At 71.4% G+C, this 25,438-nt stretch carries 23 protein-coding genes and 1 tRNA gene; 15 read left to right on the top strand and 9 right to left on the bottom strand.

All coding sequences use genetic code 11. From position 1 onward, the window contains the following. Positions 1-7 precede the first annotated feature (7 nt). Together NE234_RS28550 and NE234_RS28545 are read right to left on the bottom strand one after the other, a co-directional pair. Entirely contained in the window at positions 8-562 is a 555-nt protein-coding gene (locus NE234_RS28550) for a hypothetical protein (RefSeq protein ID WP_252783767.1), read from the bottom strand. Beyond that, complete coding sequence (locus NE234_RS28545) at positions 559-2,268, bottom strand: PHP domain-containing protein (protein WP_252783766.1); 1,710 nt, start codon at positions 2,266-2,268, stop codon at positions 559-561. The genes NE234_RS28550 and NE234_RS28545 overlap by 4 nt, the downstream gene beginning before the upstream one ends. Positions 2,269-2,427: 159 nt before the next feature. Between NE234_RS28545 and NE234_RS28540 the strand changes: the two genes are divergently transcribed. Both NE234_RS28540 and NE234_RS28535 read left to right on the top strand, forming a co-directional pair. After that, positions 2,428-3,300 (top strand): polysaccharide deacetylase family protein, encoded by an 873-nt coding sequence (locus NE234_RS28540; RefSeq protein ID WP_252783765.1) that lies wholly within the window; start codon positions 2,428-2,430, stop codon positions 3,298-3,300. Between the two features lie 109 nt (positions 3,301-3,409). Further along, positions 3,410-3,483: transfer RNA gene (locus NE234_RS28535), tRNA-Pro, on the top strand. A 239-nt stretch (positions 3,484-3,722) separates the two neighbouring features. Here NE234_RS28535 and NE234_RS28530 read toward each other — a convergent pair. Next, positions 3,723-4,493: a response regulator transcription factor gene (locus NE234_RS28530; RefSeq protein WP_252783764.1), complete on the bottom strand. Its 771-nt coding sequence runs from the start codon at positions 4,491-4,493 to the stop codon at positions 3,723-3,725. Between the two features lie 131 nt (positions 4,494-4,624). Between NE234_RS28530 and NE234_RS28525 the strand changes: the two genes are divergently transcribed. After that, positions 4,625-5,053, top strand: a complete 429-nt coding sequence (locus tag NE234_RS28525) for a hypothetical protein (RefSeq protein ID WP_252783763.1) — start codon at positions 4,625-4,627, stop codon at positions 5,051-5,053. A 218-nt stretch (positions 5,054-5,271) separates the two neighbouring features. On the opposite strand, the gene NE234_RS28520 is transcribed toward NE234_RS28525, so the two are convergent. After that, a complete protein-coding gene (locus NE234_RS28520; protein WP_252783762.1) occupies positions 5,272-5,880 on the bottom strand; it encodes a TetR/AcrR family transcriptional regulator in 609 nt (202 codons plus the stop codon). A gap of 95 nt (positions 5,881-5,975) precedes the next feature. Here NE234_RS28520 and NE234_RS28515 point away from each other — a divergent pair, with 95 nt between their 5' ends. Continuing rightward, positions 5,976-6,935 (top strand): NADP-dependent oxidoreductase, encoded by a 960-nt coding sequence (locus NE234_RS28515; RefSeq protein WP_252783761.1) that lies wholly within the window; start codon positions 5,976-5,978, stop codon positions 6,933-6,935. A gap of 53 nt (positions 6,936-6,988) precedes the next feature. Further along, the gene (locus NE234_RS28510) at positions 6,989-7,201 is read left to right on the top strand and encodes a hypothetical protein (protein WP_252783760.1); all 213 of its coding nucleotides are present in this window, start codon (positions 6,989-6,991) and stop codon (positions 7,199-7,201) included. A gap of 70 nt (positions 7,202-7,271) precedes the next feature. On the opposite strand, the gene NE234_RS28505 is transcribed toward NE234_RS28510, so the two are convergent. Next, complete coding sequence (locus NE234_RS28505) at positions 7,272-8,036, bottom strand: FadR/GntR family transcriptional regulator (protein WP_252783759.1); 765 nt, start codon at positions 8,034-8,036, stop codon at positions 7,272-7,274. Between the two features lie 136 nt (positions 8,037-8,172). Here NE234_RS28505 and NE234_RS28500 point away from each other — a divergent pair, with 136 nt between their 5' ends. From NE234_RS28500 to NE234_RS28470, 7 genes are read left to right on the top strand one after another with little or no spacing between them, the layout of a single operon-like run. Then, a complete protein-coding gene (locus NE234_RS28500) occupies positions 8,173-9,780 on the top strand; it encodes an ABC transporter substrate-binding protein (RefSeq protein WP_252783758.1) in 1,608 nt (535 codons plus the stop codon). A gap of 43 nt (positions 9,781-9,823) precedes the next feature. After that, positions 9,824-10,783, top strand: coding sequence for an ABC transporter permease (locus tag NE234_RS28495; protein ID WP_252783757.1), 960 nt, complete (start codon positions 9,824-9,826; stop codon positions 10,781-10,783). Beyond that, complete coding sequence (locus NE234_RS28490) at positions 10,783-12,759, top strand: dipeptide/oligopeptide/nickel ABC transporter permease/ATP-binding protein (protein ID WP_252783756.1); 1,977 nt, start codon at positions 10,783-10,785, stop codon at positions 12,757-12,759. The genes NE234_RS28495 and NE234_RS28490 overlap by 1 nt, the downstream gene beginning before the upstream one ends. Then, positions 12,756-13,769 carry an oligopeptide/dipeptide ABC transporter ATP-binding protein gene (locus NE234_RS28485; RefSeq protein WP_252783755.1) on the top strand — a complete coding sequence of 338 codons (1,014 nt, stop codon included), beginning with the start codon at positions 12,756-12,758 and terminating at the stop codon, positions 13,767-13,769. Before NE234_RS28490 ends, NE234_RS28485 begins: the two co-directional genes overlap by 4 nt. Next, entirely contained in the window at positions 13,766-14,695 is a 930-nt protein-coding gene (locus NE234_RS28480) for a dihydrodipicolinate synthase family protein (protein WP_252783754.1), read from the top strand. The genes NE234_RS28485 and NE234_RS28480 overlap by 4 nt, the downstream gene beginning before the upstream one ends. Before the next feature lie 17 nt (positions 14,696-14,712). After that, positions 14,713-16,530, top strand: a complete 1,818-nt coding sequence (locus NE234_RS28475) for an exo-alpha-sialidase (RefSeq protein ID WP_252783753.1) — start codon at positions 14,713-14,715, stop codon at positions 16,528-16,530. Further along, positions 16,527-18,527, top strand: coding sequence for a beta-galactosidase (locus NE234_RS28470; protein WP_252783752.1), 2,001 nt, complete (start codon positions 16,527-16,529; stop codon positions 18,525-18,527). Before NE234_RS28475 ends, NE234_RS28470 begins: the two co-directional genes overlap by 4 nt. On the opposite strand, the gene NE234_RS28465 is transcribed toward NE234_RS28470, so the two are convergent. Both NE234_RS28465 and NE234_RS28460 read right to left on the bottom strand, forming a co-directional pair. Then, complete coding sequence (locus NE234_RS28465; protein WP_252783751.1) at positions 18,513-19,070, bottom strand: hypothetical protein; 558 nt, start codon at positions 19,068-19,070, stop codon at positions 18,513-18,515. The genes NE234_RS28470 and NE234_RS28465 overlap by 15 nt on opposite strands. A 314-nt stretch (positions 19,071-19,384) precedes the next feature. Beyond that, positions 19,385-19,840 (bottom strand): MarR family winged helix-turn-helix transcriptional regulator, encoded by a 456-nt coding sequence (locus tag NE234_RS28460; protein ID WP_252783750.1) that lies wholly within the window; start codon positions 19,838-19,840, stop codon positions 19,385-19,387. A 129-nt stretch (positions 19,841-19,969) separates the two neighbouring features. Between NE234_RS28460 and NE234_RS28455 the strand changes: the two genes are divergently transcribed. Continuing rightward, positions 19,970-20,830 carry an NAD(P)H-binding protein gene (locus tag NE234_RS28455; protein WP_252783749.1) on the top strand — a complete coding sequence of 287 codons (861 nt, stop codon included), beginning with the start codon at positions 19,970-19,972 and terminating at the stop codon, positions 20,828-20,830. Between the two features lie 11 nt (positions 20,831-20,841). Here the strand turns inward: NE234_RS28455 and NE234_RS28450 are convergent, their stop codons facing one another. Further along, on the bottom strand, positions 20,842-21,633 hold the full coding sequence (locus NE234_RS28450; RefSeq protein WP_252783748.1) for an IclR family transcriptional regulator: 792 nt from the start codon (positions 21,631-21,633) through the stop codon (positions 20,842-20,844). 137 nt (positions 21,634-21,770) lie between these two features. On the opposite strand from NE234_RS28450, the gene NE234_RS28445 reads away from it, so the two are divergent. Next, entirely contained in the window at positions 21,771-21,983 is a 213-nt protein-coding gene (locus NE234_RS28445) for a hypothetical protein (protein WP_252783747.1), read from the top strand. A gap of 209 nt (positions 21,984-22,192) precedes the next feature. Further along, positions 22,193-23,350, top strand: coding sequence for an aldose epimerase family protein (locus NE234_RS28440; RefSeq protein ID WP_252783746.1), 1,158 nt, complete (start codon positions 22,193-22,195; stop codon positions 23,348-23,350). 115 nt (positions 23,351-23,465) lie between these two features. On the opposite strand, the gene NE234_RS28435 is transcribed toward NE234_RS28440, so the two are convergent. Beyond that, positions 23,466-25,367, bottom strand: a complete 1,902-nt coding sequence (locus tag NE234_RS28435; protein ID WP_252783745.1) for a WD40 repeat domain-containing serine/threonine protein kinase — start codon at positions 25,365-25,367, stop codon at positions 23,466-23,468. Positions 25,368-25,438: the final 71 nt, after the last annotated feature.

Here is a 25,438-nt window from a genome sequence, read left to right as displayed (position 1 = left end):
GCCATCGTCAGGCGTGGTCGGCGCAGCACGGGGTGGGGTCGGCGACCTCGAAGGGGACCAGCACGTCCCCGCCGCCGGGCATGGCGGCCAGGGTCAGGCGACCGGACCGCCACTCGGGCCGTACGTGCCCGCGCGCGTCGAACCGGTCCGCCGGGCCGGGCGGGCCGCCGCCGAGCACGACGACCTCGTCGATGGCCGACGCGGCCAGCACCTCTCCGACGTTGAGCGACCCGGTGACGCGTTCGGCGCCGGGGAAGAACACCGCGCGCCCGGCGGAACGCCCGGCGTGCTCACGGGCGGCCTGCGCGGCGGCCTCGGCCAGGTCCGCCGGACCCCAGCGGCGCTCCTCGCACGCGGCTCCGAGCCCGGCCAGGACCTCTTCGGGGACGGCCGACACGGTGAGGGAGACCGCGACGTGCGGCCGCCCCAGCCGGACCAGATGGGTGCAGCCGATGGCGCCGGCCGGGCGGCCGAACTCCTCGAACAGACGATGAAGGAGGTGTTCGGCCGCCGCGAGGGTGGGCGAGCCGTCGCTGGCGCCCACGATGAACGGAGCGGTCATCGCCGGGGGAGCACCCACATCGGGTTCGTGTAGAACCACAGGTCCTTCCACGGGTCGGCGTCGCCGAGCGCGTCGATCGCCGGGCCGTGCGGGTCGACCGCGGCGCCGCGCAGGCCGACCGCGCTCCGGTTCCCGTCGGTGCCGCGCAGCCGCAGGTAGACCGGCTTGTCCACGGCGCCCAGCGCGTACGTGAACGTCACCGAGCCCGAGTTCTTGCCGACCTCGTAGGACTTGACGACCTTCGTGTTCGGCGCGACGAAGGCGTCCCTGTCCGACGCCGGGCCGGTCACGTCGCCCTGGATGACGTCGACCCGCGCGAGGGTCGGCGTGAACTGCGCCCAGTTCGGGTGCCCGGCCAGGTCGACGGTCACCGTCAGCTCGACCCGGCTGCCGTTCCGGATGTGCAGCACACCGCCGAGCGGGACGCCTCGCTGCCCGCTCCCCGCGACACGGACCCGTACGTCCAGGCCACTGATCAGCCCGCCGTGGTCGACCCAGACACGGCCCTCCCGCAGCGCCTGCATGACCGCCGCGTACGAGAAGGACGTGGCGCCCACGTGCGTGCGGCTGTAGAAGCCCGGCCAGAAGTCGGTCTGGCCGAGGTTGAGGCCGCCGCCGTACACCGGGTCCTCGTAGTGGCCGTTCGTGTTGAAGTCGCTGTTCGGCCCGCGCGTGGCCGTGTCGGCGTAGACGGTGTGGGAGTCGGAGTTCGCCGTGATCCACCACGGCTTGCCCTCGGCGAGCAGGCTGTCCCACAGCCCGCCGACGGTCGCGGTCATCCAGTCGAAGCCGCCGTAGGTCCGGTAGCTCTCCAGCGGGTAGCCGGCGAAGGAGTCCGCGCTCGGGCTGTTGTCGTACAGGCCGCGCGCCGAGCCGGGCCCGTTCGGCTTGGGGATGCCGCCGGCCTGGTGACCGGGGGCGCCCTCCATGCCCACGGCGATCTGCGGCTGCGCGTCCCGCCAGCCGCGGATCTCGTGCGGCGAGTCGATGCCCTTGCGGGCCGGGTGGTTGGCCAGGAACAGCGCGTCCCCGATCTTGCGGCGGCGTACGGCGTCGGCCAGGAAGTTCACCCCTGCGATCGCGAGCGCCTCGTTGGCGGACGTGCCGGCGGTCGCGTTCTTGACGACGCCGTCGAAGGAGTTCTCGAACTCCTTGAGCACGGCGACCTCGTTCTTGCCCGGGTGGACGAACACCGTGCCGTGCTCGGCGGCCGGGATGTTCCACTCCAGCCCCTGGAAGACCAGGGTGTCCTTGATCTGCGACCGGGCCGCGACGATGTCGGGGTTGACCTTCTCCACCCCGATCTTCGCGTGCTGGACGCTGCCGTGGTCGGTGATGACCATCCAGTCCAGCCCGAAGGCGTTCGCGTGCCGGACGTGGTCGATCACCCGGTACATGCCGTCGGAGCTGTACCGGGTGTGGATGTGGTGGTCGCCGGCGAGCCAGAGGTAGCCGCCGCGCGGCTGGTGCGACGACGACGCGACCTGGGTCGCGCTCGCGGGCGTGGCCGCGGCGGCGGCCGAGGAGCCCAGGACGGTCGTGGCGGCCGCGCCGGCGCCCAGGACGCCCGCGCCGCGCAGGAGCTTGCGCCGGGAGACCTCCGACGGCGAGAGCTCCTTGTCCGGGATCGAGGTGTCCAGCAGCGGCGGAAGCTCGCCCGGCTCGCCATCGTGGTGATCGTGATGGTGGTGGTGACCGTGGCCCATGTCAGTCCCTCGCGTCCCGCCGACCTCGGTGATCGGCTACGCGACGCACCCTGACGTGGGCCGATGAACGGTTACGGAACGCGGAGCATCCGCTTTGCCATCCTTTTACCACTGAACGGTGATCCTGATCTCCCTTTCTCACGACCTGACGAGGAGCCGATGTCCGTCAGTCGCCGTGCCGTCCTGGCAGGCGCGGTCGCCGCCGCGCTCGCCGGATGCACACGTTCACCGGCCGGTGGCCCCGCGAGCCCCGGCACGCCCCGCCGCGCGTCCGGGGACGGCACGCCGCACCCGCTGCCGCGCACCACCACGGCGACGCCGCCCGCGGTGACCCGCGCGGAGATCGTGGCCCGGTACGGCCACCGCAAGCCGCACGTCTGGAGCCTGGAGACGCCTGGGATCATCCGCGCGCTGCCCACCACCGACCGCGTGCTCGCGCTGACCTTCGACGCCTGCGGCGGGCCGGGCGGCGCCGGCTACGACCGGCGCCTCATCGACTTCCTCCGCAAGCGGGAGGTGCCGGCGACGCTCTTCCTGAACTCGCGCTGGATCGACGCCAACCGGGCGGTCTTCCGCGAGCTGGCCCGCGAGCCGCTGTTCGAGATCGCCAACCACGGCACCCGCCACCGCCCGCTCTCGGTCACCGGGCGCTCCGCCTACGGCATCGCCGGTACGCGCAACGCCGGCGAGGTGTACGACGAGGTCGCCGGGAACCACGCCAAGCTCACGCGGTCCCTGGGCGCCCCGCCGCGCTTCTTCCGGCCGGGAACGGCCTACTGCGACGACGTCGCGGTCCGTATCGTCACCGACCTGGGGGAACGCGTCGTGGGCTTCACCGTCAACGGGGACGGCGGTGCGACCTTCAGCCCCGAAGAGGTCCGCCGCACCGTCACCGCGGCCCGCGCCGGCTCCATCGTCATCTGCCACATGAACCACCCGGAACACGGCACGGCCCAGGGGATCATCGCCGCCGTACCGCACCTCCTGGCCTCGGGACACCGCTTCGTGCGCCTCTCCGACCAGCTGCACTGACCACCGGAGACCCCGGCGCGGCCACCGGCGAGATCGCCCGCCGCTTCCCACGATGCGCGAAGAGGTCGCCGTCTGCGCTAGAGTTGTTCCGCTCGCTCGCGGCGGGCACCGGGACGTGGCCTAGCTTGGTAAGGCGTCTGACTGGGGGTCAGAAGATCGTGGGTTCAAATCCCGCCGTCCCGACACAGTGCGGCTAGTTCAGCCGCAGGTCAGGGCCCTGGATCACTTCGGTGAGACGGGGCCCTGATGTCGTTCCGGGGCCGTTCGTGGAGCGCCATGGGAAGTGGAACGCGCCTGCGGCGGAACAGGCGGCGGCCCGGTGAGCCACAAGGTCCGCAACAAGGGGCACCGTAACGATCAAGAGCGCGACTCGGGCGCGTTATCCGGTACATGCGGCCAATTAGGCGATCCCCTCGGCAGGACTACTGAGACGCCCTTGAGTACCCGGCGTTGGGGTTATCCCTTATGAGGCTGAGCTGCCGGGCTTTGTTGACCGCCTGGAGACGGTCGTTGCAGCCGAGCTTGCGGTAAAGGTGTTCGAGGTGTTTGCTGACCGTGCGCACGCCGATCCTGCGCAGAGTGGCGATCTGCCGCGCGGTCAGTCCCTGCGCGAGCAGCGTTAGTACGTCCAGTTCCCGGGGGGTCAGTCCGGCCTGCTCGCGCGCTTGCTCACGGTCGATGATCGGTGCCGAGTAAACCCTGTTGAGCACGGCGAGCACGGGCACCAGGGAGCGGGCAAGCGCCACATGGTCCTCAGTGAAGTCGATATTGGACCGGTTGAGGTACCACCCGGTTCCGCGGGTGGTGGTACGCGGCGGGAGGCTCACCGCTAGTTGGTGATGAAGTCCCAGCGGCCGGTAGTGCTCGCAGTAGGCGAGGTTGGACCGCCATTCCCGCTCGGACACCAGGTCGCTGACCCGGTAGGGCTCGAATGAGGTCGGATGCCGGCGGTAGTGCCGGACGGTGGGGCATTCCGGCATGACCTGGGCGAACACCTCCTTCTCCAGCTCATCTGCGGGAGGGTCGGTCCAGATCTCCGCCGACCGGGCTGTGAGATCGATGTCCGTCCAGCCGACCCTGTCGCACCCGATCGCCTCGTGCAGGCTCGCGCAAGCCGCGGCTAGGTAGGTCGCGCGATCCGGCAGGTCACTGAGCTGGTAGCTCAGTTCTAACGCGGTGAGTTGTCGCCGCATCTAGTTCTCCCCGTCGAGTCAATACGCATTCTTCCCCATACTACCGACCTGTGCTGGCTTCTTACGGTCGAGAGGACCACCAGGAGATTGGTGGCGAACCACCCCCGAAGATCGCCGACTGAGGGGGTCGAGTGACGGATGCGAAGGAGATCGAAGTGAGAAGTCACGCCCAGCGTTCGGAGTCGGTGGACCGCTCTTCCGGAAAAAGGCGCCGAATCGCTCTCGGTAGTGCGGTTGGTGCCACCCTCATGACCGCGATGACCTTCGCCGCCACGCCGAGTCCCGCCTCCGCCTCCATCACGCCTTTCGGATGCGGGGCGACCTACGCGAAGCTCTACAACGGCAGCCAGGTCGTCTGGCAGAATCACTGCAGCAGCACCGGAAACCAATACTCGGTCCCGAACTTGTGGGCGACGAAGCTCGTCGCCAATGGATGGTCTGGCGCCGTGTACGGCACCGACAACCGAATCTTCTATTTTTGTTATTTCCAAACCATCACGGTGAACGACTACGTCCGCCAGGTCTTCCTCAACCCGACGAAACCGGCTCGCTGCGGCTGAGCCGTGAAGGCCCCCGGCTAGGCGCTTGGGTTCGGGGGCGCAAGGCCCGGCCTCGCCGAAGGCCTTCCGTCCCGGAACGGCGGAACGAACGAACAGCAGGGCCCCGTCCTCGTCCGGACGGGGCCCTGCTGTCGCGCTGGTCAGAGGGCCGATCGAAGGTCCGCGTGGGACTGTCACATCAGGCCGCGTGGCGAGCGAAGGGCGTGGGCGGGGTCAGATCACCGCGACCAGGGCGCGCCTATGTTGGGTGGGCCGCACGCGGAGGGCCGGAGTCCGTCCATCAGGAGGTCCAGCAGGCGAGCCGCCATCGCTGCGTGCTCGGGCGAGCCGGCCACGGTGAAGATGCCGATGAGGGCGGCGGCGATGTCTTCGGCGGGGACGTCGGCGCGGAGTGTCGCGCTGGTCCGGCCGGCTTCGAGGATGTCGTCGATGGCTCCGAGCAGCTCGGTTCGGGTGTGGGCATGGGCGATCTCGCCTGATTCGACCATCGCGAGCATCGTGTCGAGCATCCCGTTCTTGGTCGCGATCCACTTCCCGAACAGGTCCATCCAGCGTCGTAGCGCCGCGGGCGGGTCGAGTTGGGCGAGTAGCTCACGGGCACCGGTGGTGAGCCGCGAGACCTGGTCGCGGTAGACGGCGTCGACCAGCGCCTCGCGGGTGGGGAAGTGCCGGTAGAGAGTGGCGATGCCGACCCCGGCTTCGTTGGCGATCGCGCGCATCGACGGCTCGGCCTCGGCCGAAGCGAACAACCGGGTCGCCACGGCCAGCAGCTGTTCGCGGTTGCGGGTCGCGTCCGCCCGGGGTCTACGGATCTCTGGGGCGGTCAAAACGGATCACGCTCCACTTATGCTAGGTTGGGCCACGTAAACGGAGCATAGTCCGTTTACCGTGCTTCACGAGCCGCTCCAGGAGACAGGTGAACATGAAGGAACCGAGCCTCAGCACGTCGGCGACCACGAGCCGGGCGGTCCAGTTCGAGTCGTTCGGCGGACCGGAGGCCCTCAGGGTCCGCGAGGTACCCGTGCCGCACGCTGGCCCGGGGCAGCTCCGCGTGCGGGTCACCGCGGCCGGCCTGAACCCGATGGACTGGTTCATGACCTCCGACGCGGAGACCGCCGCGCGATTCGGCCTGAGCCTGCCGTGCGGGTTCGGCACCGACTACGCCGGGGTGGTGGACGAGGTCGGTGACGGCGTGAGCGAGTTCGCGGTCGGTGACCGGGTGTTCGGCGGCGCCATGTCCCGCGCGGTCGCCGACTATGTCGTCGTGGACGAGGCGGGGGCCATCGCGGTGGGCGGCGACGCACACCGTACCCCTGACGGCGTCGACGACCGCACCGCCGCGACCCTCACCATCGCGGGCTGCACGGCGGCCGCGGCTCTGGCCGTGGTCGACCCGGGCCCGGGCGACACGGTGCTCATCGGCGGCGCGGGAGGCGGGGTGGGCGTGTTCGCCGTCCAGCTCGCGCTTCTCGCGGGCGCGCGAGTGATCGGGACGGGGTCGCCGACCTCGGCCGATGCCCTGCGAGCCCTGGGGGCCGAGCCGGTCGCCTATGGCGATGGTCTGGTCGACCGGGTCCGTGCGCTGGCTCCCGCCGGCGTCACCGCGGCCATGGACCTGCACGGGACGGACACGGCGCAGGCGGCACGCGAACTCGGCGTGCCTGACAAGCGCATCACCACGATCGCCGCCCAGATCGACGGGATCACGCCCGCGAACGGCGCCAACGCGGCCCCGGGCGCCATCGAGGAGATCGCCGGCCTGGTCGCGGCGGGTCGGCTCTGGGTGCCGATCGCGGCGAGCTTTCCGGTCGAGCAGATCCGCGCTGCGGTCGAGCTTCAGGCGGGGCGGCACGTGCATGGGAAGGTCGTCATCGACCTCTAGGAGAGGTCGGGAGCACGACAATCACTCGTGTCACGCAGCAGGTCGGTGGCTCCATGGGCACCGCGGTCCTCGCGGTCGTCCTTCAGCACACCGCGGCGAGCAGTCACAGCCTCACCGATGTCTCCGGCGGCTTTAGGAACGCATTCTGGTGGGCGATCGGCTTCACCGCGGCAGCCGTTCCGCTGTGCCTGCTCCTGCCCAGGCCCCGTCCGACGTCGGTGGATCCCACGGTCAAGGTCCCGGCCGAGACGACCGTCGAACTCTGACGCATGCTCGGCCCCGGTCGCCGTTCTGATCGGTGGCGCTCGACCCGGCCGGGTGCGTGGCGGTCTCCGGTCAGTCGTCGCGCAGGCGGGCGAGGCGGGTGCGGATGCCCGCGAAGTGGGCGACCATCGCCGCCTCGACGGCGTCCCGGTCCTCCGCGATCACCGCGGCGTAGATGTCGCGATGCTTGCGGGCGACGTACTCCGGAGTCTCGTCCGGGGTGCCGAGCTCGTCCCTGAGCTGGTGGAAGACCTGCCAGAACGCGCCGAGGAGCCGGCCGACCAGCGGGTTGCCCAACGGCCGGTGGAGCGCGTCGTGGAAGAGCCGGTCGGTCTCCGGTGAGACGGCGCCGACGAGCGCCTCGGCCTCCATCTGCTCGAGCGCCTCACGGGCGGGGGAGAGCAGGTCGGCGAGGTCCGCGCCGCCGTGCCGGTCGATCAGGCGCGCGGCCAGGCCGTTCTCCAGGAGCTCGCGAATCTCGATCAGGTGGGCGAGGTGGCTCTGCTCGTCCTGCGGCGTGATCCGGCTGTGAAAGGCCAGCTCGTCGACCAGGCCGTTCAGCGACATCTGGCCGACGAACATGCCGAAGCCGTGACGGATGTCGACGATGCCGACCGCTTGGAGGGCCTTTAGCGCCTCTCGTACCGAGTTGCGCCCGATGTCCAGTTCCCGCATAAGCTCGGTCTCTGTCGGCATCGGATCACCGGCGGTCAGCCCGCGCCGGACGATCAGTTCTTTGACCGCTTCCTGCACTTCGAGCGCCCGGCTCAGCCGACGGCCTCGGGCGGGGGCCGGCCTACCGGGCTCGGCGAGGGGGCGATCGTCGCGCAACGTCACGGACATCTCCTGGTCATCTGCTCTTGACGCCAAACGTAACCGACTTCTAGTCTCCGACGCTATCAGATGGACATGGGACGTCCCACGTCCTCTCTCGAATCTCGTGCCTGCCTGACAGCCCCCACCGGGAGACACCGTGAGCGCTCCTCGATCCGCCTTCAACCGCCGCGACTTCCTGCGCTACAGCGGGATAATGAGCGCTGCGGCCGCCCTCTCCACCACGATCTCCGCGTGCGGGGGCCCCGCCTCGACCGGCTCGGCCGGCTCCGGCGGCGACAAGGACCTCGTCACCGTGGTCATCGGCTACGGCAACGACCAGAGCTGGGACCCGACCATGAGCGCCTCGGCGTTCGCCATGGCCGGCAACAACCACATCTACGAGGGCCTGGTCGACACCGACCCGATCACCCGCGCGCCGTACCCGGCACTGGCCACGGCCCTCCCGGCGGACCCCTCGGCGACCACCTGGAAGTTCACGCTGCGACCCGGTGCCAAGTGGCACGACGGGCAGCCGGTCACCGTCGACGACGTGCTGTTCACCTTCGACCGCGTGCAGGACGGCTCCACCCTGGTGTCCTCCTTCTTCACCACCTGGCTGAAGGAGGTCCGCAAGGTCGATGAGACCTCGGTCGAGCTCGTCTTCACGTTCTCCTTCCCGGACGCGCTGCAGCGGCTGACGATCGCCAAGATCATGCCCAAGCACGTCTTCGGCCAGCCGGGCGGCTGGGACGCCGCCAAGAACGGCAAGGCCGTCGGCTCCGGCCCGTACAAGATGACCGCGCACCACCCGAAGTCCAACACCACCTTCGAGGCGTTCGCCGACTACAACGGCCCCCGCAAGCCGGCGATCAAGAAGATGAACTGGCTGTCGATCGTGGACGCCTCGGCCCGGGTCGCGAAGATCTCCGGAGGCGGCGCGGAGGCGCAGATCGCCGACAACGTGCCGTACGCCAACATCGACCAGCTCCGCAAGCAGGGGCTGACCGTCGAGGGCGGCAAGGGCATGAACCACATGTTCCTGATGTTCAACACCGCCCAGAAGCCGTTCGACGACGTGCGGGTGCGCCAGGCGCTGCTCTACGCCATCGACACCAAGAAGATGATCGACGTGGCGCTCAAGGGCCACGGCACGCCGGCCAGCAGCTTCCTCAACAAGGAGAACCCGGCGTACGCCCCGGCCAAGACGGTCTACGACTACAACCCGGACAAGGCCAAGTCGCTGCTCGCCGCCGCCGGCGTGAAGAACCTGTCGATCAACCTGATGGCGGTCAACGTCAGCTGGATCGCCGACTGCCTGCCGACCATCGCCAACTCCTGGAACGCCATCGGGGTCAAGACCTCGCTCGAGCCGCAGGACACCAGCGCGCTGTTCACCAAGATGGACCAGTCGCAGAACTACCAGGTCGTCGCGGCCGCCTCGAACCCCAACCAGTTCGGTCTCGACGCCGACCTGATCCTCCGCTACAACTACACGTCCGGCGGCACCTGGATGAAGTACACCAAGTGGGACAAGAGCTCAGACGCCAAGTCCCTGTTCGCGCTGATGGACCGGGCGACCCGGGAGCCGGACAAGACCAAGAAGCTCGAGCTGCTGCACCAGTACCTCGACGTCATCGCCGAGCAGGCCGTGCTCTACCCGGTCCTGCACACCGAGCTGATGACCGCGTGGAACCCCAAGAAGCTCACCGGCGTCCGGGCGCAGGCGTACCCCGGCGTCAACCTGCTGCAGGCCAAGCGCGTCTGACCGCCCGCCTCCGTCCCCCGATCCGAATCCTCAGGAGGCACCCGTGGCAGCGATCGCCAGAATGCTGGTGCGCCGCGTCCTCATCCTGATCCCCCTGTTGCTGGGCGTGGTCCTGTTCGTCTTCATCGTCATGCGGTTCTCCGACAACAAGCCGGAGTACGCCTACTTCCAGGGCGCCAACCCGACCGCGGAGCAGATCCACCAGTTTCAGGTGGAGAACGGCCTGCTCGACCCCCTGCCCGTGCGGTACGTGCGGTTCGTCGGCCGGCTGCTGCACGGCGACATGGGGACGAGCGCGCTCACCAAGGCGCCGGTGCGCAGCTCCATCGCCACCGCCCTGCCGCTGACCCTCCAGCTGACCCTGTTCGGCGTCGTCATCGCGATCGTGCTGTCGGTGCTGTTCGGCGTCATCGCGGCGATCTTCCGGGACCGCTGGCCGGATCAGGTCATCCGGCTCGTGTCGCTGATCGGGGTGGCCTCACCGGCCTTCTGGCTGGCGCTGCTGATGATCCAGTACCTGGCGGTCGACCGCGGCTGGTTCCCGACCGGCGGGTACATCAACCCGGCCGACTCGGTCAGCGGCTGGCTGCGGTCGCTGACGCTGCCGGCGCTCGCCCTGTCGCTGCCCATCGCTGCCTACCTCACCCGGATCATCCGCACGTCGATGGTCGAGGAGCTCGACAAGGACTATGTGCGGACCGCCATCGGCAGCGGCCTGCCGCCGGTCGTCGTGGTCGGTCGCAACGTGCTGCGCAACGCGCTGATCAACCCGCTGACCGTGCTCGGCCTGCGGGTCGGCTACCTGCTCGGCGGCGCGGTCGTCATTGAGACGATCTTCGCGCTGCCCGGCATGGGCCAGCTCATGATCACCGCGGTGCGCAACGGCGACCCGGCGGTCGTGCAGGGCGTCGTGATCACCATCGCGGTCGGCTTCGTGGTCGTCAACCTCCTGATCGACGTCCTGTACATGCTGGTCAACCCCCGACTGAGGAGCGCCGCCTGATGCGCAGTGGACTGGCGACGCGACTGTCGCGTGCGGGCATCGGCTTCCGGCGCCTCGGCCCGGCGTCCTGGGTCTCCCTGGGCGTCGTGGTCGTCATCATCCTCGCCGCGCTGCTCGCCCCGGTGCTCGCGCCGCACTCGCCGTACGTCCAGGAGGCCGCCGGCGGCGGCCCGAGCGCGTCCCACTGGATGGGCCTGGACAGCGCCAACCGCGACATCTTCTCGCGCCTTCTGTACGGCGCGCGCTGGTCGCTGGTGATCGGGCTCGGCGCGACCGCGATCGCCCTCGTCTGCGGGGCCGTCATCGGCGCCGTCGCCGCGACCTCGCGGAGGTCCGTCGACGAGGCGATCATGCGCACGCTCGACGTCATCATGGCCTTCCCCGGCATCGCGCTCGCCGCCGTGCTGGTGGCCGTCTTCGGCGGGAGCATCCCCGTCCTGGTCCTGGCCATCGCCTTCCTCTACATGCCGTCGGTGGCCCGCGTCGTCCGGGCGAACGTCCTGGCCCAGTACGGCGAGGACTACGTCGCGGCCGAGCGGGTCATCGGCGCCCGTGCCCCGCACATCCTGCTCCGGCACGTGGCCATCAACTGCGCCGCGCCGGTCCTGGTGTTCTGCACGGTGATGGTGGCCGACGCGATCGTGTTCGAGGCGTCCCTGTCGTTCGTCGGCGCGGGCGTGCGCCCGCCGGACCCCTCGTGGGGAAGCGTCATCGCCGACGGCCGGAACATGGTGCTCACCGGCGGATGGTGGGCGACCGTCTTTCCCGGCCTGCTCATCCTGATCACGGTGCTCGCCCTGAACGTCCTCGCCGAGGGCGTCTCCGACGCCTGGGCCGCGCCGGCCGCGCGCCAGGCGGAGACGACGCGGACCGGCACCACGCGGCGGGCCGCGCCCGGCCCGGTGATCGAGCTGAAGGGCCTCGCGGAGGCCGGCCGGCGCCTGGCCGAACGCGCCCGGCCGCTGCCGGACGGCGAGCCCATCATCCGGGTGAAGGATCTGAGGATCGGCTTCGAAGGCCGCCACGACGGCGTCGACATCGTGGACGGCATCTCCTTCGACGTACGGCCGGGGGAGGTGCTCGGCCTGGTCGGCGAGTCCGGCTGCGGCAAGTCCCTGACCGCACTGACGATCATGGGCCTGCAGCCGCGCGGCGCGCGGGTGCGCGGCGAGATCGTCTTCGACGGCCGCGACCTGCTGTCGATGTCCGCACGGGACCGGCGGCGGCTGCTCGGTCACGACATGGCGATGATCTACCAGGACGCGCTGTCGTCGCTGAACCCGGCGATGACCGTACGGACCCAGCTCAAACAGGTCGTCCGGCGCGGCGGCCGGCGCACGCCGGAGGAGTTGCTGGAACTCGTCGGCCTGGACCCCGCGCGCACGCTGTCGTCGTATCCGCACGAGCTGTCCGGCGGGCAGCGCCAGCGGGTGCTCATCGCGATGGCGCTGTCCCGCGACCCGAAACTGATCATCGCGGACGAGCCCACGACGGCGCTGGACGTGACCGTCCAGGCCCAGGTGATCGAGCTGCTGCTGCGGCTGCGCGAGGAGCTGGACTTCGCACTCATCCTCGTCTCCCACGACCTCGCGCTGGTCGCCGACGTCACCGACCGGGTGGTCGTGATGTACGGCGGGCAGATCGTCGAGAAGGGCGCGACACCGGCCGTCGTCGGCAACCCCGCCCACCACTACGCGCGCGGCCTGCTGGGCTCGGTGCTGTCGCTGGAGTCCGGCGCGGAGCGCCTCACCCAGATCCCGGGCGTCGTGCCCTCGCCGGCGGACTTCCCGGCCGGCTGCCGGTTCGCCGACCGGTGTCCCGCCGCCACCGAGGTCTGCCACGTGGAGACTCCACGCCTGGAGGGACGGGGCCGCCTGCACGTGGTGGCCTGTCACCACCCGGCGGCCGACGTCTCCGCCTCCCTGTCCGCCGCCGGCGCGGCCGCCGCGCCTGCCGACCCGCCGGAGGGGTCATGACTTCCGCGTCGATCGTCGAACTGACCGACGTCCACGTCGTTCACAAGGCGCGCTCCGGCGGCCTGTTCGGCCGCGACCGCGTGTACGCGCTGACCGGCGCGGACCTGACCGTCCACCCCGGCGAGACGATCGGCGTCGTCGGCGAGTCCGGGTGCGGGAAGTCGACCCTCGCCCGGGTGCTGGTCGGCCTGCAGCGGCCGACCGCCGGCACCGTCGCCTTCGACGGACGCGACGTCTGGTCCCTGTCCGGCGCCGCCCGCCGCGAGGCCATCGGGTCGAACATCGGCCTGGTCTTCCAGGACCCGTCCACGGCCCTGAACCGCCGCCTGACGGTCCGCCGGATCCTGCGCGACCCGCTCGACGTGCAGCGCGCCGGCACCCCGGACGAGCGTGAGGAACGCGTCCGCGAGCTCATCGACCTGGTCGGCCTGCCCGCGAGCGCCGCGGACCGGCTGCCGGCCCAGCTGTCCGGCGGACAGCGGCAGCGGGTAGCGATCGCCCGCGCGCTCGCGCTGCAGCCACGGCTGCTGGTCGCCGACGAGCCCACCAGCGCGCTCGACGTCTCGGTCCGCGCGCAGATCCTCAACCTGCTGCAGGACCTGAAGGAGAGGTTGGGCCTCGCCATGGTCTTCGTCTCCCACGACATCCAGACCGTACGGCGGATGAGCGACCGCGTCGTGACGATGTACCTCGGGCGGATCGTCGAGCAGGCGCCCGCCGGGGCGATGCCGGGCGCGGCCCGGCACCCGTACACGCGCGCCCTGTTCTCCGCCACGCCCGGACTGCTGTCCCCGATCGACCCGATTCCGCTGACCGGCCCGGTGCCATCGGCGACCCGGCCGCCCTCCGGCTGCCCCTTCCGTACGCGGTGCTGGAAGGCCGACGAGACCTGCGCCGCCGAGATGCCCGCGCCGGCGGAGAACGCCGGCGGCTTCTTCCGCTGCCATCACCCGGTCCTCGCCGGCGCGACCGACCGCGAACTCATCACCCAAGCACAGGAGCGTCCATGATCAACGCCGCACCGTTGTCCGGCGTCATTCCGCCCGTCTGCACCCCGCTGACCCCGGAGCGCGAGGTGGACACCGCATCGCTGACCCGGCTGGTGGACCACCTCCTCGACGGCGGCGTGCACGGGCTGTTCGTCCTCGGCTCGTCGTCGGAGGCGGCGTTCCTGCCCGACGGGCACCGCCGGACCGTGCTGGACACCGTGATCGGCCACGTCGCGGGGCAGGTGCCGGTGCTGGCGGGCGTGATCGACATGACCGCGCCCCGCGTGGCCGACCACGCGCGCGTGGCCGTCGAGGCCGGCGCCGACGCCCTGGTGGCGACCGCGCCCTTCTACGCGCGCACCCACCCGGTGGAGATCGCCACGCACTTCCGGACGATCGCCGCCGTGGCGGACGTCCCGGTGTACGCCTACGACCTTCCGGTGTCCGTTCACAGCAAGCTCACCGCGAACGTGCTACTGGAGCTTGCCGCCGAGGGCGTGCTCGCCGGGCTCAAGGACTCCAGCGGCGACGAGGCCGGGCTGCGTGAGGTCATCCTGGGCCGCCGCGACCGCGGCCTGGAGTCGTTCGCCGTGTTCACCGGCTCGGAGCTGACCGTCGACTCCGCGCTGTGGATGGGCGCCGACGGCGTCGTCCCCGGCCTGGGCAACGTCGACCCGCACGCCTACGTCCGCCTGTACGAGGCCGCGAGGCGGGGCGACTGGACCGCCGCGCGCGAGGAGCAGGAGCGGCTGTTCCGTCTCTTCGGGCTGGTGCACGTCGGCGGCCCGCACATGGGCCGCAGCTCCTCAGCGCTGGGGGCGTTCAAGGCAGCGCTGTTCCTGCGCGGCGTCATCGCCTCCCCGACGACCGCGCTGCCGCAGGTGCCGCTCGACGGCCCCGAGATCGACCAGGTCAAGACCTTCCTGTCCGAAGCCGCCCTCATCTGACCCGTACGGAGGCCAGCGTGGCTCACCTCAGGTTCCCCCGCCGTACCGCGGCCGTGGCGCTCCTCGCCACGGCGATCCCGCTCGCGTCCGTCGGCGCCGCGTCCGCCAAGCCGGCGCCGGAGTTCGACGAACAGGTGCTGTTCGCGCAGCACACCGACGGTTACTACTGCTTCCGCATCCCCGCGATCGTCCAGGCGCTGGACGGCACCCTGCTCGCCTTCGCCGAGGGCCGGGTCAACGGCTGCGGCGACAAAGGCGACATCGACCTGGTACTGAAGCGCTCCATGGACGGCGGCCGCACCTGGGGGCCGCTGCAGGTCGTCCTGCCCGGCAACGGGGACACCCGCGGCAACCCGGCCCCGGTCGTGGACCGGCGCACCGGCCGGATCGTCCTCATGACGACCTGGAACCCCGGGAACGACGACACCGTCCGGCACCCGTTCGTGCAGTACAGCGACGACGACGGCACCACCTGGTCCGCGGCGCGCGACCTCACGAGCGAGCTCGTGAAGCCGGAGTGGAACTCCTGGTACGCCACCGGGCCCGGCCACGCCCTCCAGCTCCAGCACGGGCCGCACAAGGGACGCCTCATCGTCGCCGCCAACCACGAGGGCGACGGCGGCGCGCTGAAGGGCGGCCCGCAGGGCGGTCACCTCAACTACAGCGACGACGGCGGCCTCACCTGGAAGATCGGCGCCGACGACACCCGCCGCACCAACGACGTCAGCCCCGGTGAGCTCAGCGCGACCGAGCTCCCCGACGGGAGGATCTACGTCAACGCACGCGACAACACCGGAACCGACCCCGGCAACCGGAACACCGCCACGAGCAGCGACGGCGGGCTGACCTTCGACCGCCCGTTCCGTACCCTGCCGAAGCTCACCGCGCCCAAGGTGCAGGGCTCGGTCCTGAGCGTCGGCAAGCGCGTCTACCTGTCCGTGCCCGACCACCCGGTGACCCGCGAGATCATGGCGGTTCGCGCCTCCGCCGACGACGGGCGGAACTTCCAGAAGGTCGGCAAGGTCATCTACTGGGGTCCGTCGGCCTACTCCGACCTCGCGAGCCTCGGCGGCGACCGGCTCGGCCTGCTGTACGAGGCGGGGCAGGCCGGCCCGTACGAGCAGATCCGGTTCGCGCGGTTCAACACCGCCTATCTCGCGACGCCCAACGGCACCCCGCCGGGTCTGCCGAAGCCGCCGCAGCCCGGCCCGACCACCCCGGACGGGTCCGGTCACCACAACGACGGCTACGTCCGCGGCGGTATGACCGCGGCCGGTGACTTCGACGGCGTCGACGACTTCGTCCAGGTCCCGTGGGACCGCTCGCTCGACCTCGGCGCCGGCGACTTCACCTGGTCGGCGCGGATCCGCTACGCCGACACCAGCGGTAATCGCACGATCCTGTGGGCGTACCGGGTCGGCAGCGGCGCACCGGAGATCTGGCTGCGGGCCGAGCCGGGGAGCAAGCGTATCCGCGGGTTCATCCAGACCGACCAGGGCAGCGTCGCCGTCGCCACGACGCAGGCGTACAACGACGGCCAGTGGCACGACGTCGTCCTGCGGCGCTCCGGAGGACGGTTGTCGCTCACCGTCGACGGCCAGGCGGCCTCGGTGGCGGCACCCACCGGATCGGTGACCGAGGGCAAGCAGTTCACCATCGACGGCATCGACGTCGGCCAGCGTCTCGACGGCGTCGACCGCTTCCATGGCTCCATCGCGGACGTACGGGTCTACTCCCGCGCGGTCCCCGATGGCGAGCTCGCGACCGCCCGCCGCGACCTGCGGCTGTGGCTCCCGCTCGACCGGATCGACCCGGAGGGTACGAAGAACCGATGAACCGGATCGCCGGTCTGCGGGACCGCGTGGGCATCGCCTACGGCGGCGACTACAACCCCGAGCAGTGGCCCGAAGAGGTCTGGGACGAGGACGTACGCCTGATGAGGGAGGCCGGCGTCTCCCTCGTCAGCGTCGGCATCTTCTCCTGGGCGTCGGTCGAGCCGCGGCCGGGGGAGTACGACTTCGGCTGGCTCGACCGGGTGCTGGACCGGCTGGCCGAGGGCGGCGTCGCGGCGTGCCTGGCCACCATGACGGCCTCGCCGCCGCCCTGGCTCACCACCCTTCACCCCGAGATGCTCACCGTACGGGCCGACGGATCGACGATCTCGCCGGGCGGGCGGCAGCACTACTGCCCGTCCAGCCCGGTCTACCGCGAGCACGCCGTACGACTGGCCGAGCAGGTCGCCACCCGCTACGCCGGCCACTCGGCGCTGGCCGTCTGGCACGTCAACAACGAGTACGGCAACGTCATCCCCTGCCACTGCGACGTGTCGGCGGTGGCCTTCCGGCGCTGGCTCGCCGACCGGTACGGCTCCGTCGACGAGCTCAACGACGCCTGGTCGACGAGGTTCTGGGCCCAGGGGTACGGCTCGTTCGACGAGGTGCTGCCGCCGCGCTCGCCCGCGCCGTTCACCAACCCCGCGCAGGAGCTGGACTACGCCCGGTTCACCTCGGACGAACTGCTCGCCTGCTACCGGGCCGAGAAGGAGGTACTGGACCGGATCACGCCGGACGTGCCGGTGACCACCAACTTCCCGCCGTCGCTGCGGCCGGTCGACCAGTGGACCTGGGCCCCGCACCTCGACGTCATCGCGTACGACGCCTATCCCGACCCCCTCGACCCCGACGCGACCGCCAAGATCGCCTTCTCCTACGACGTCATGCGGTCACTGCGCGACGGACAGCCGTGGCTGCTGATGGAACAGGCACCCGGCGCGGTCAACTGGCGGCCCCGCAACGCGCCGAAGCCGCGCGGCGCGATGCGGCTGTGGAGCTGGCAGGCCGTCGCGCACGGCGCCGACGCGGTCATGTTCTTCCAGTGGCGGCAGGCACGGGGCGGCGCGGAGAAGTTCCACTCGGCGATGGTCCCGCACGGCGGCCCGTCGACCCGGATCTTCGGTGAGGTGCGGGACCTGGGCCGGGAGCTCGCCGCCTCCCGCCCCCTCGCCGGCGCACGAGCGCCGCGGGCCGACGCCGCGATGGTGCTGGACTGGCCGAGCTGGTGGGCCCTCGAAGGCCCGGCCCACCCCAGCGCCGACGTGCGGTTCCTCGACGCCGCCTGGGCGTGCCACCGCCCGCTGTACGACGCCGGTGTCGCCTGCGACGTCGTACGCCCGGACACGTACCTGTCCGGGTACCGGCTCGTCGTCGTGCCCAACCTGTACCTGACCTCCGAGGCCGCCGCGCGGAACCTGGAGCGGTACGTCGAGGAGGGCGGCACGCTGGTCATGTCGTTCTTCTCCGGCATTGTGGACCCCTGCGACCGGGTCCACCTGGGCGGCTACCCGGCGCCGTTCCGGCGGATGCTCGGCCTGACCGTCGAGGAGTTCCACCCGCTCGCCGAGGACGCCTCCGTCGGGCTGCCGGGCGGCTCGGGGACCCTGTGGTCCGAGGAGGTCCGCCTGGAGGGCGCCGAGGCCGTCGAGCGCTTCACGACCGGCGTGCTCGCGGGCGAGCCGGCCGTCACCCGGCACCGCTTCGGCCGCGGCGACGCGTGGTACCTCGCCACCCGGCCCGATCCGGCGACCATGCGCCGCCTCTTCGACCGCGTCCGCGAGGAGGCCGGCGTCGCCCCCGTCCTGCCCGGCCTCCCCGACGGCGTCCAGGCCCGCGCCCGGGACACCGAGGACGGCCGCTGGTACGTCGTGCTGAATCACGGCACCGAGCCCGCCGACGTGCGCCTGCCCACCGCGATGCACGATGAGCTGTCCGGCGCAGGCCCGGCCACCTCGGTCCGGCTGGAACCCCGTGGAGTCGCCGTGCTACGCCCCGCCTGACCGCGTCACCGAGCGCGCCGTCCACTTCAGCGCCCTGGTGGCCAGGTGCACCGCCTGGCCGCCCAGGGCCGCCCCGACGACGACTCCGCCGATGAGGGCGACGATGCCGACGACCGGACGAAGGGGGCCGAACGACGCCGGCAGCAGCCAGATCAGGGACAGGCCGGCCATCCCGCAGAGCATCGACACCGCGAGCACGAAGACGACGATGAGGGCGGCGGCCAGGCCCGCGCCGCGAGGCGCGGTCCGCAACCGCCGGTAGCCCGGTGCCCGCCGCCACAGGCGGCCGCCGTCCCGGCTCTGCGGCCGGGGCAGTCCCGCCCGGCGGCAGAACGTGACCAGCGGCTCCCCGCGCCAGTCTCCCTTGGCGCGCAGGAGTATGCGGTCCGCACCGTCGAGGAGGACCAGGCCCTCGCTCGGTCCGCCGCGGTACCGCCGCCGTGAGTAGTGGCCCACGGCCTTCACCGACGACCGCGGGACGGTCACGCGCTGGTCGCCGAAGCCGTAACCGACGAACAGGTCACCTTCGACGCGAAGCCGCACGGGCGTCCTGTCAAGCAGGTCGCGCGTCGGCCTCTGGGGTCGCAACTCGACGGCACCATCCTCCGAGCCGTCACTTCTGCGCGGATGCGCCGCCTGATGACCCTTTCCGGCCCGACTCCTGCCCACCGCGGCATGCTACCCAGCCGAAACACGACCTCCGCCACGGCCTCGCCAGGTGCCCCCGGCGGCGACCTTGACGCCGCCATCGGCTGGTCGCCGCCGCTGTGGCCGTCCCGGTGCCCGGATCCGCCTGATTCGCCGGTCACCAACGGCGGCGATGCTCCGTGTCACTGTGGCGGGGGCGAGGAACAGGGTCAGGGGGTGGCCGGGGCGCTCTGGTCGGCGGGTGTGTTCAGCAGGGCGGTCGCGGAGCGGTGGATCTTGGTCAGCGCGCTCATGAGCTGTTCGCGCTCGGCCGGGGTGAGGTCGGCGGTGATCCTCTCCTCGATAAGGCGCCGTTCCCTCTCGATGGGTTCCTGGAGGGCGCGCCCGGCGTCGGTGAGCCAGAGCCGGACGAGGCGGTTGTCCCGGTCGTCGCGGCGGCGGGTGAGCAGACCGGCGGCGGCCATCCGGGTCGCCGCCTTGACGACGTTCGCCGTGGTGACGTTCAACGCGGCGGCGACCTCGCCGGGCGTGCGGCCGTCCTCCTGCCACAGCACCGCGAGCAGGTGATCCTGGCCGAGGTGCAGGCCATGACGCCGTACGGCGGCCTCGGCGACCGCCCGTACCGCCTTCGAGGTCCTGCCGTGCAGGTCCAGGAACTCGGGCATCGCGGGGCCTCCAGGGATCTCTCGGGGAACCCGGCGTCCGCCGGTAGGGCATGGGCCGGTTGACGACAGATCATTAACCGGTTAACGTTCCCCTCGATCATTAACCGGTAAACGACTTGAGGGGTCCTCATGATACTGGTCACCGGCGCGACCGGAAATGTCGGCCGTGAGCTCGTCCGCGAGCTGGACGCCGCCGGCGCCCGCTTCCGCATCCTGGTCCGCGACCCGGCCCGCGCCGCCGGCCTGCCCGAACGCGCCGAGCGCGTGGTCGCGGACCTGGGCGACCCGGCGACGCTGCCGCCCGCCTTCGCCGGCGTCGACCGACTGTTCCTGCTCACCCCCGGCATCGGCCTCGACCAGACCGTGCACGCCGTCGCCGCCGCCCGCGCGGCCGGGGTCGGCCACATCGTGCACCTGTCCTCCTTCAACGTCCTCGGCGACCCGATGCCCGCCATGGGCCGCTGGCACCACGAACGCGAACAGGCGATCCGCGCCTCCGGCATCCCCGCCACGTTCCTGCGACCCGGCGGCTTCATGACGAACGCCTTCGACTGGCTGCCCACCATCCGGGAGGGCGGTTACGTCCTCGACCCGGTCGGCCCCGGCCGGTACGCGCCGATCGACCCGGCCGACATCGCCGCCGTCGCCGCCCTGGCCCTGACCCGCGACGGCCATCGGGACCGGGAGTACGTCATCACCGGGGACGAGCTGTTCACCGTCGCCGAACAGGTCGAGGTCCTCGCCGCGGCGGCCGGCCGGGACATCGAGGTACGGGCGGTGGCGACTCCGCGGGAGGCCGTCGCCTCGCGCTTCCCTCATGGAGCGCCCCCGGCGCTGGCCGAGGCCATCATCGAGGGGTTCGCCCTGATGCGCGCCGACACCGCCGGCTTCCGTACCGACACCGTGGAGCGCCTGCTCGGCCGTAGGCCGCGCACCTTCGCCGACTGGTGCGCCCGCAACGCCGACGCCTTCCGGCAGGCCGCGACCTGACCGCGGCGAGGTCAGCTGGCGGCGGCTTCGGAGTCCGTACGGGGGCGGTGGCCGAGGCGCTGGGAGAGGACGGCCGCGCCCTTGCGGACCAGGGTGCTCCACTCCCCGCGCCGCCGATCGTCCCAGCGGATGCTCGGCACCGAGATGCTCATCCCGGCGACCATGCCGCCCGTGTGGTCGTAGACGGGGGCGGCGACGCAGAACACCGCCTCGTTCGACTCGCACTCGTCGTACGACAGGCCCTGTCGCCGGATGTCGTCGAGGTGCTCGCGCAACCGTACGGGCGAGGTGACGCTGTGGTCGGTCATGGCGGCCAGGTCGCGGCCGAGCGGATAGGCGGCGTCCAGGGCCTCGGCGGTCAGGCCGGCCAGCAGCATCTTGCCGACGCCCGTGCAGTGCGCCGGGAGGCGGCGGCCTACGGCGGAGACCATGCGGACGGGATGGGTGCTGTCGGCCTTGGCGATGTACACGACGTCGGTTCCGTCGAGGATCGCGACGTGGACCGTCTCGTCGCACTCGGTGGCGACGCGCTGGGCGGCCTCGCGGGCCTCGTGGGCGAGGTCGAGCTGGTCGGCGAAGACGCTGCCGAGCTGGAACAGCCGCATGCCCAGGCGGTAGCGCGTCGGCTGTCCGGGCATCGGGATGAGGTAGGCGCGCTCGGTCAGCGTGGTGACCAGCTCGTGGACCGTCGTCCGGGGGAGCCCGAGACGCTCGGTGATCTCCGGAGCGGACAGGGTCGGCCGGTCCAGGAAGAGCTCGAGGATGTCGAGGGCACGAGTCACCGCCGGCACCGCACGCCCCATCACGGCCGCCTTCCCGAACGCCGTACGAAATCCCGGACAGCCTAGAAAGCCTTGTCCTGCGGTGTCAACGACCGCCCTCGCCGCCGACTGTCGGACACAACGCGGCTGTCGGGAAATGCAGGATCCTTCATCGGGGCTTGGCCAGGAAGACGAGGCAGAGTGCACTCGAAGGTTGCAGGCGACCCTGCTGCCTCACGAACGCCCGGGTTTTCGCCGGCGGGCTCGCCCCGGCCACGCCCGGTGAGGTCGTCGACGCCGTCACCGGCCTGCTCGACGGTTTCGGCGAGGGGCCCGATGACGACACCGCTCTGCTCGCGGTCGGCGTCCCACGGCGATCGCGCGCGGACTGAGCGCGACTTCCGACAATCATCGCGAGAATGTCCGTTTTAGGACAGCGGGCGCTTTCGGTGGGCGAATTCCCGGAACGTTGGCCCTTGGCTGCGAAAAAGCTTTCATAAGGGTCGCGGAGGACATCTCTTGACAGGCGTCGCGGGGAAATTTAGCGTCTGCCCGCAGGCCTCGGACGACGTTCGAAATATCGAACAAGGAAGGAGCATTCGTGCCCCTCCGCCTCAAGAAGACCCGTGTTCTCGGTGCCGTCGCGCTGGCGGCGCTGGTGGCCGGCGCGCTCCCGGCGGTCAACGCCTCCGCGACGTCGAGCCCGACCATCTCCAAGGAACTGTTCGGCACGCTGTCGGACGGCACCAAGGTGTGGCGCTACACCCTCAGCGACAGCGCCATCCGCGTCAAGATCATCACTTACGGCGGCATCGTCCAGCAGCTCGACGCCCCGGACCGGCACGGCCACCGTGCCGACGTCGTGCTCGGCTTCCCCAAGCTGGAGGACTACGTCGCCAAGAACAACCCGGGCCCGTACTTCGGCGCGCTGATCGGCCGGTACGGCAACCGCATCGCCAAGGGCACCTTCACGCTCGACGGCACGACCTACCACCTGCCGCTCAACAACAACGGCAACTCCCTGCACGGCGGCCCGAAGGGCTTCGACACCAAGGTCTGGACCGCCACGGAGGTCAAGAGCAAGAACGCGGTCGGCGTGCGGCTGGAGTACACGAGCCCGGACGGGGACATGAACTACCCCGGCACCCTCAAGACCGCCGTGACCTACACGCTCAGCGGCAAGTCGCTGCGCCTGGACTACCACGCCACCACGGACAAGGCCACGATCGTCAACCTGACCAACCACTCCTACTTCAACCTCGCGGGCGAAGGGTCCGGCGGCATCTACGACCACCGGCTGCGCCTCAACGCCAGTCGCTACACCCCGGTCGACTCCACGCTCATCCCGACCGGGCAGCTCGCGCCGGTCGCCGGCACGCCGATGGACTTCACCAAGGCCACGCCGATCGGCGCACGCATCCGGGACGGGTTCCAGCAGCTCGCCTACGGGCAGGGCTACGACCACAACTGGGTGCTGAACGGCTCGGGCTTCAGGCTCGCCGCCGAGGTCGGCGAGCCGACCAGCGGCCGGGTGCTGAAGATCTACACCGACCAGCCCGGCATCCAGTTCTACTCGGGCAACTTCCTCGACGGCACGCTGTACGGCACGAGCGGCCGGCAGTACCGCCAGGGCGACGGGTTCGCGCTGGAGACCCAGCACTTCCCCGACTCGCCGAACCACCCGAACTTCCCGTCCACCGTGCTGCGCCCCGGGCAGACCTACAAGACCTCGACCGTCTGGTCCTTCTCCGCGCACTGACCCCGGCCCGACCTCACGTCGCCCAGAGCCGCCCGTACGCGGGCCTCTGGGCGACACCGCTTCTCAGCCGGAGTTCCCGGGCCGCGCCTCCGGCGCCGCCGGCCGGCCACCCCTCTCAGCGGACGCTCCAGAGGCGGATGATCGCGTCGTCACCGGCCGTCGCGAGGGTCCTGCCGTCGGGAGCGAAGGCGACCGCGTCGACGACGCCCGTCCGCGTCGGGAGGGTCGTGACGGGGCGCCGGGCCACGGCGTCCCACAGCAGTACGGTGTCGCCGCCGGCGCAGGCCAGGATCCGGCCGTCCGGGCTGAACGTCACGCCGTTGACGCGGCCGGGCAGGTCGGGCAGGGACACCAGGAGCCGGTGCGTGCCGACGTCCCACAGCCGCACGCGACCGTCGTAGCCGCCGGCCGCCAGGGTCCGGCCGTCCGGGCTGAACGCCATGCCCACGACCAGGGACGTCAGCCGGGCGACGGTGATGGGCCGGCTGGGCTCGGCGGTGTCCCACAGCCGGATCGCCCAGGTCCCCGCGGTGGCCAGGGTGGTCCCGCGCGGCGCGAAGGCGGCGGTGAACATGCTCTCGCCGTGGGCCGGCAGCGTGGCGACGGCGTGGTGGTCCCGGACGCTCCACAGGCGCACCGCGTCGCCCGCGCTCGCGAGGACCGCGCCGTCCGGGCTGAAGGCCAGGGCGCTGACGCCGTTGCCGTGCGTGTCCAGGGTCGCGATCCGCGCGCGCCCGTCACCGCTCCACAGCAGCACCTTGCCGTCGTACCCCGCGGTCGCCAGCGTCCGGCCGTCCGGGCTGAACGCCGCGGCGAACACGTCGTACGCGTGCCCGGTGAGGGTCGTCGTGAGCCGCCGGTCGGCGAGGTTCCAGAGCCGTACGGTGTGGTCCGCGCCTCCGGAGGCGAGGGTGCGCCCGTCCGGGCTGAAGGCCACGGTGTAGATCTCACTCGGACCCGCCGGAAGAGTGGCCAGGAGCCGTGGTGCGGTGGTCGCCGGGGTGCGCCGCGTCCGCCACGCGCCGTCGTGGGCACGGTCCGGGACGGTCAGGAGGGCGAGCGCGAGGGCGGCGACCGGAGCGGCGATGAGCATCAGGCGGTGCCGCCCGTGCCACGGCCGCGCGCCGGGCCCGGCGCGCTCTGGCCGGAGCGGTCCGGCGGGCGCGTCCGCCGGCCGCGCGCGGTCGCCTCGCGGCCCGGCCCGGTCGGCGACCGCCGCGAGGAGGGCGGTGGCCGCGTCCGCGTCGAGACGATCGCCGGCCTCCTTGCGGAGCAGCCCGTCCAGGACCGGACCCAGCGGGCCGGCGTGGGGCGCGGGAGCCGGGTCCTCGGTGATGATCGAGTGCAGCATGGCGTTCGGGTTGACGCCGTTGAAGGGCCGCCGCCCCTCGACGGCGTAGAACATCGTCGCGCCGAGGGACCACAGGTCGGAGGCGGCGACGGCGGGCTCGCCCCGGGCGCGTTCGGGCGCGAGGTAGGCGGGAGCGCCCATGACGACGTCGGACTGGGTGAGGGCCGGGTCGCCCTCGACGGTCGCGAGCCCGAAGTCCCCGAGTACGACGCGGCGGCCCGCCAGCAGGACGTTGCCGGGCTTGACGTCGCGGTGCAGCACCCCCGCCCGGTGCGCGGCGCGCAGGGCGTCGAGTAACTGCAGGCCGATGTCGGCGACGCGCTCCGGAGGGAGCGGCCCGTACGCGCGCACCAGTTCGCTCAGGGACCGTCCGTCGACGTACTCCATGATGATCCACGGATCGTCGCCGTCCTCGACGACGTCGTGGACGGTGACGACGCCGGGGTGGTCGAGGCGCGCCGCGGAGCGCGCCTCCTGGAGGGTCCGGCGGCGCTGTTCGGTGCGCTGCTCGACGGTGGAGTACGCGGGAAGGAACAGGCGTTTGGCGGCGACGTCGCGGTGCAGGCGTTCGTCGCGGGCACGCCACACGACCGCGAAACCGCCTCGGCCGATCTCCTCGACGAGACGGTACTGCCCGGCGATCAGCCGCCCTCGGCCCTCCGGCATGGCAGGACGATAACCGCCGGCCGGTCCCGTGAGATAGGGACCTTCGGGCCGTCGCCTTCGGATGGCCGCCC

The sequence above is a fragment of the Actinoallomurus rhizosphaericola genome, from assembly GCF_024055675.1.
Taxonomy (GTDB): Bacteria; Actinomycetota; Actinomycetes; order Streptosporangiales; family Streptosporangiaceae; genus Actinoallomurus; species Actinoallomurus soli.
This window is presented reverse-complemented; position numbering and strand designations above follow the sequence as displayed.

Excerpts from the sequence above, each read along its gene's own strand:
- NE234_RS28550 (WP_252783767.1), bottom strand. The coding sequence starts at position 562 with ATGACCGCTCCGTTCATCGTGGGCGCCAGCGACGGCTCGCCCACCCTC.
- NE234_RS28545 (WP_252783766.1), bottom strand. The coding sequence starts at position 2,268 with ATGGGCCACGGTCACCACCACCATCACGATCACCACGATGGCGAGCCG.
- NE234_RS28540 (WP_252783765.1), top strand. The coding sequence starts at position 2,428 with ATGTCCGTCAGTCGCCGTGCCGTCCTGGCAGGCGCGGTCGCCGCCGCG.
- NE234_RS28530 (WP_252783764.1), bottom strand. The coding sequence starts at position 4,493 with ATGCGGCGACAACTCACCGCGTTAGAACTGAGCTACCAGCTCAGTGAC.
- NE234_RS28515 (WP_252783761.1), top strand. The coding sequence starts at position 5,976 with ATGAAGGAACCGAGCCTCAGCACGTCGGCGACCACGAGCCGGGCGGTC.
- NE234_RS28510 (WP_252783760.1), top strand. The coding sequence starts at position 6,989 with ATGGGCACCGCGGTCCTCGCGGTCGTCCTTCAGCACACCGCGGCGAGC.
- NE234_RS28490 (WP_252783756.1), top strand. The coding sequence starts at position 10,783 with ATGCGCAGTGGACTGGCGACGCGACTGTCGCGTGCGGGCATCGGCTTC.
- NE234_RS28485 (WP_252783755.1), top strand. The coding sequence starts at position 12,756 with ATGACTTCCGCGTCGATCGTCGAACTGACCGACGTCCACGTCGTTCAC.
- NE234_RS28480 (WP_252783754.1), top strand. The coding sequence starts at position 13,766 with ATGATCAACGCCGCACCGTTGTCCGGCGTCATTCCGCCCGTCTGCACC.
- NE234_RS28470 (WP_252783752.1), top strand. The coding sequence starts at position 16,527 with ATGAACCGGATCGCCGGTCTGCGGGACCGCGTGGGCATCGCCTACGGC.
- NE234_RS28460 (WP_252783750.1), bottom strand. The coding sequence starts at position 19,840 with ATGCCCGAGTTCCTGGACCTGCACGGCAGGACCTCGAAGGCGGTACGG.
- NE234_RS28455 (WP_252783749.1), top strand. The coding sequence starts at position 19,970 with ATGATACTGGTCACCGGCGCGACCGGAAATGTCGGCCGTGAGCTCGTC.
- NE234_RS28450 (WP_252783748.1), bottom strand. The coding sequence starts at position 21,633 with ATGGGGCGTGCGGTGCCGGCGGTGACTCGTGCCCTCGACATCCTCGAG.
- NE234_RS28435 (WP_252783745.1), bottom strand. The coding sequence starts at position 25,367 with ATGCCGGAGGGCCGAGGGCGGCTGATCGCCGGGCAGTACCGTCTCGTC.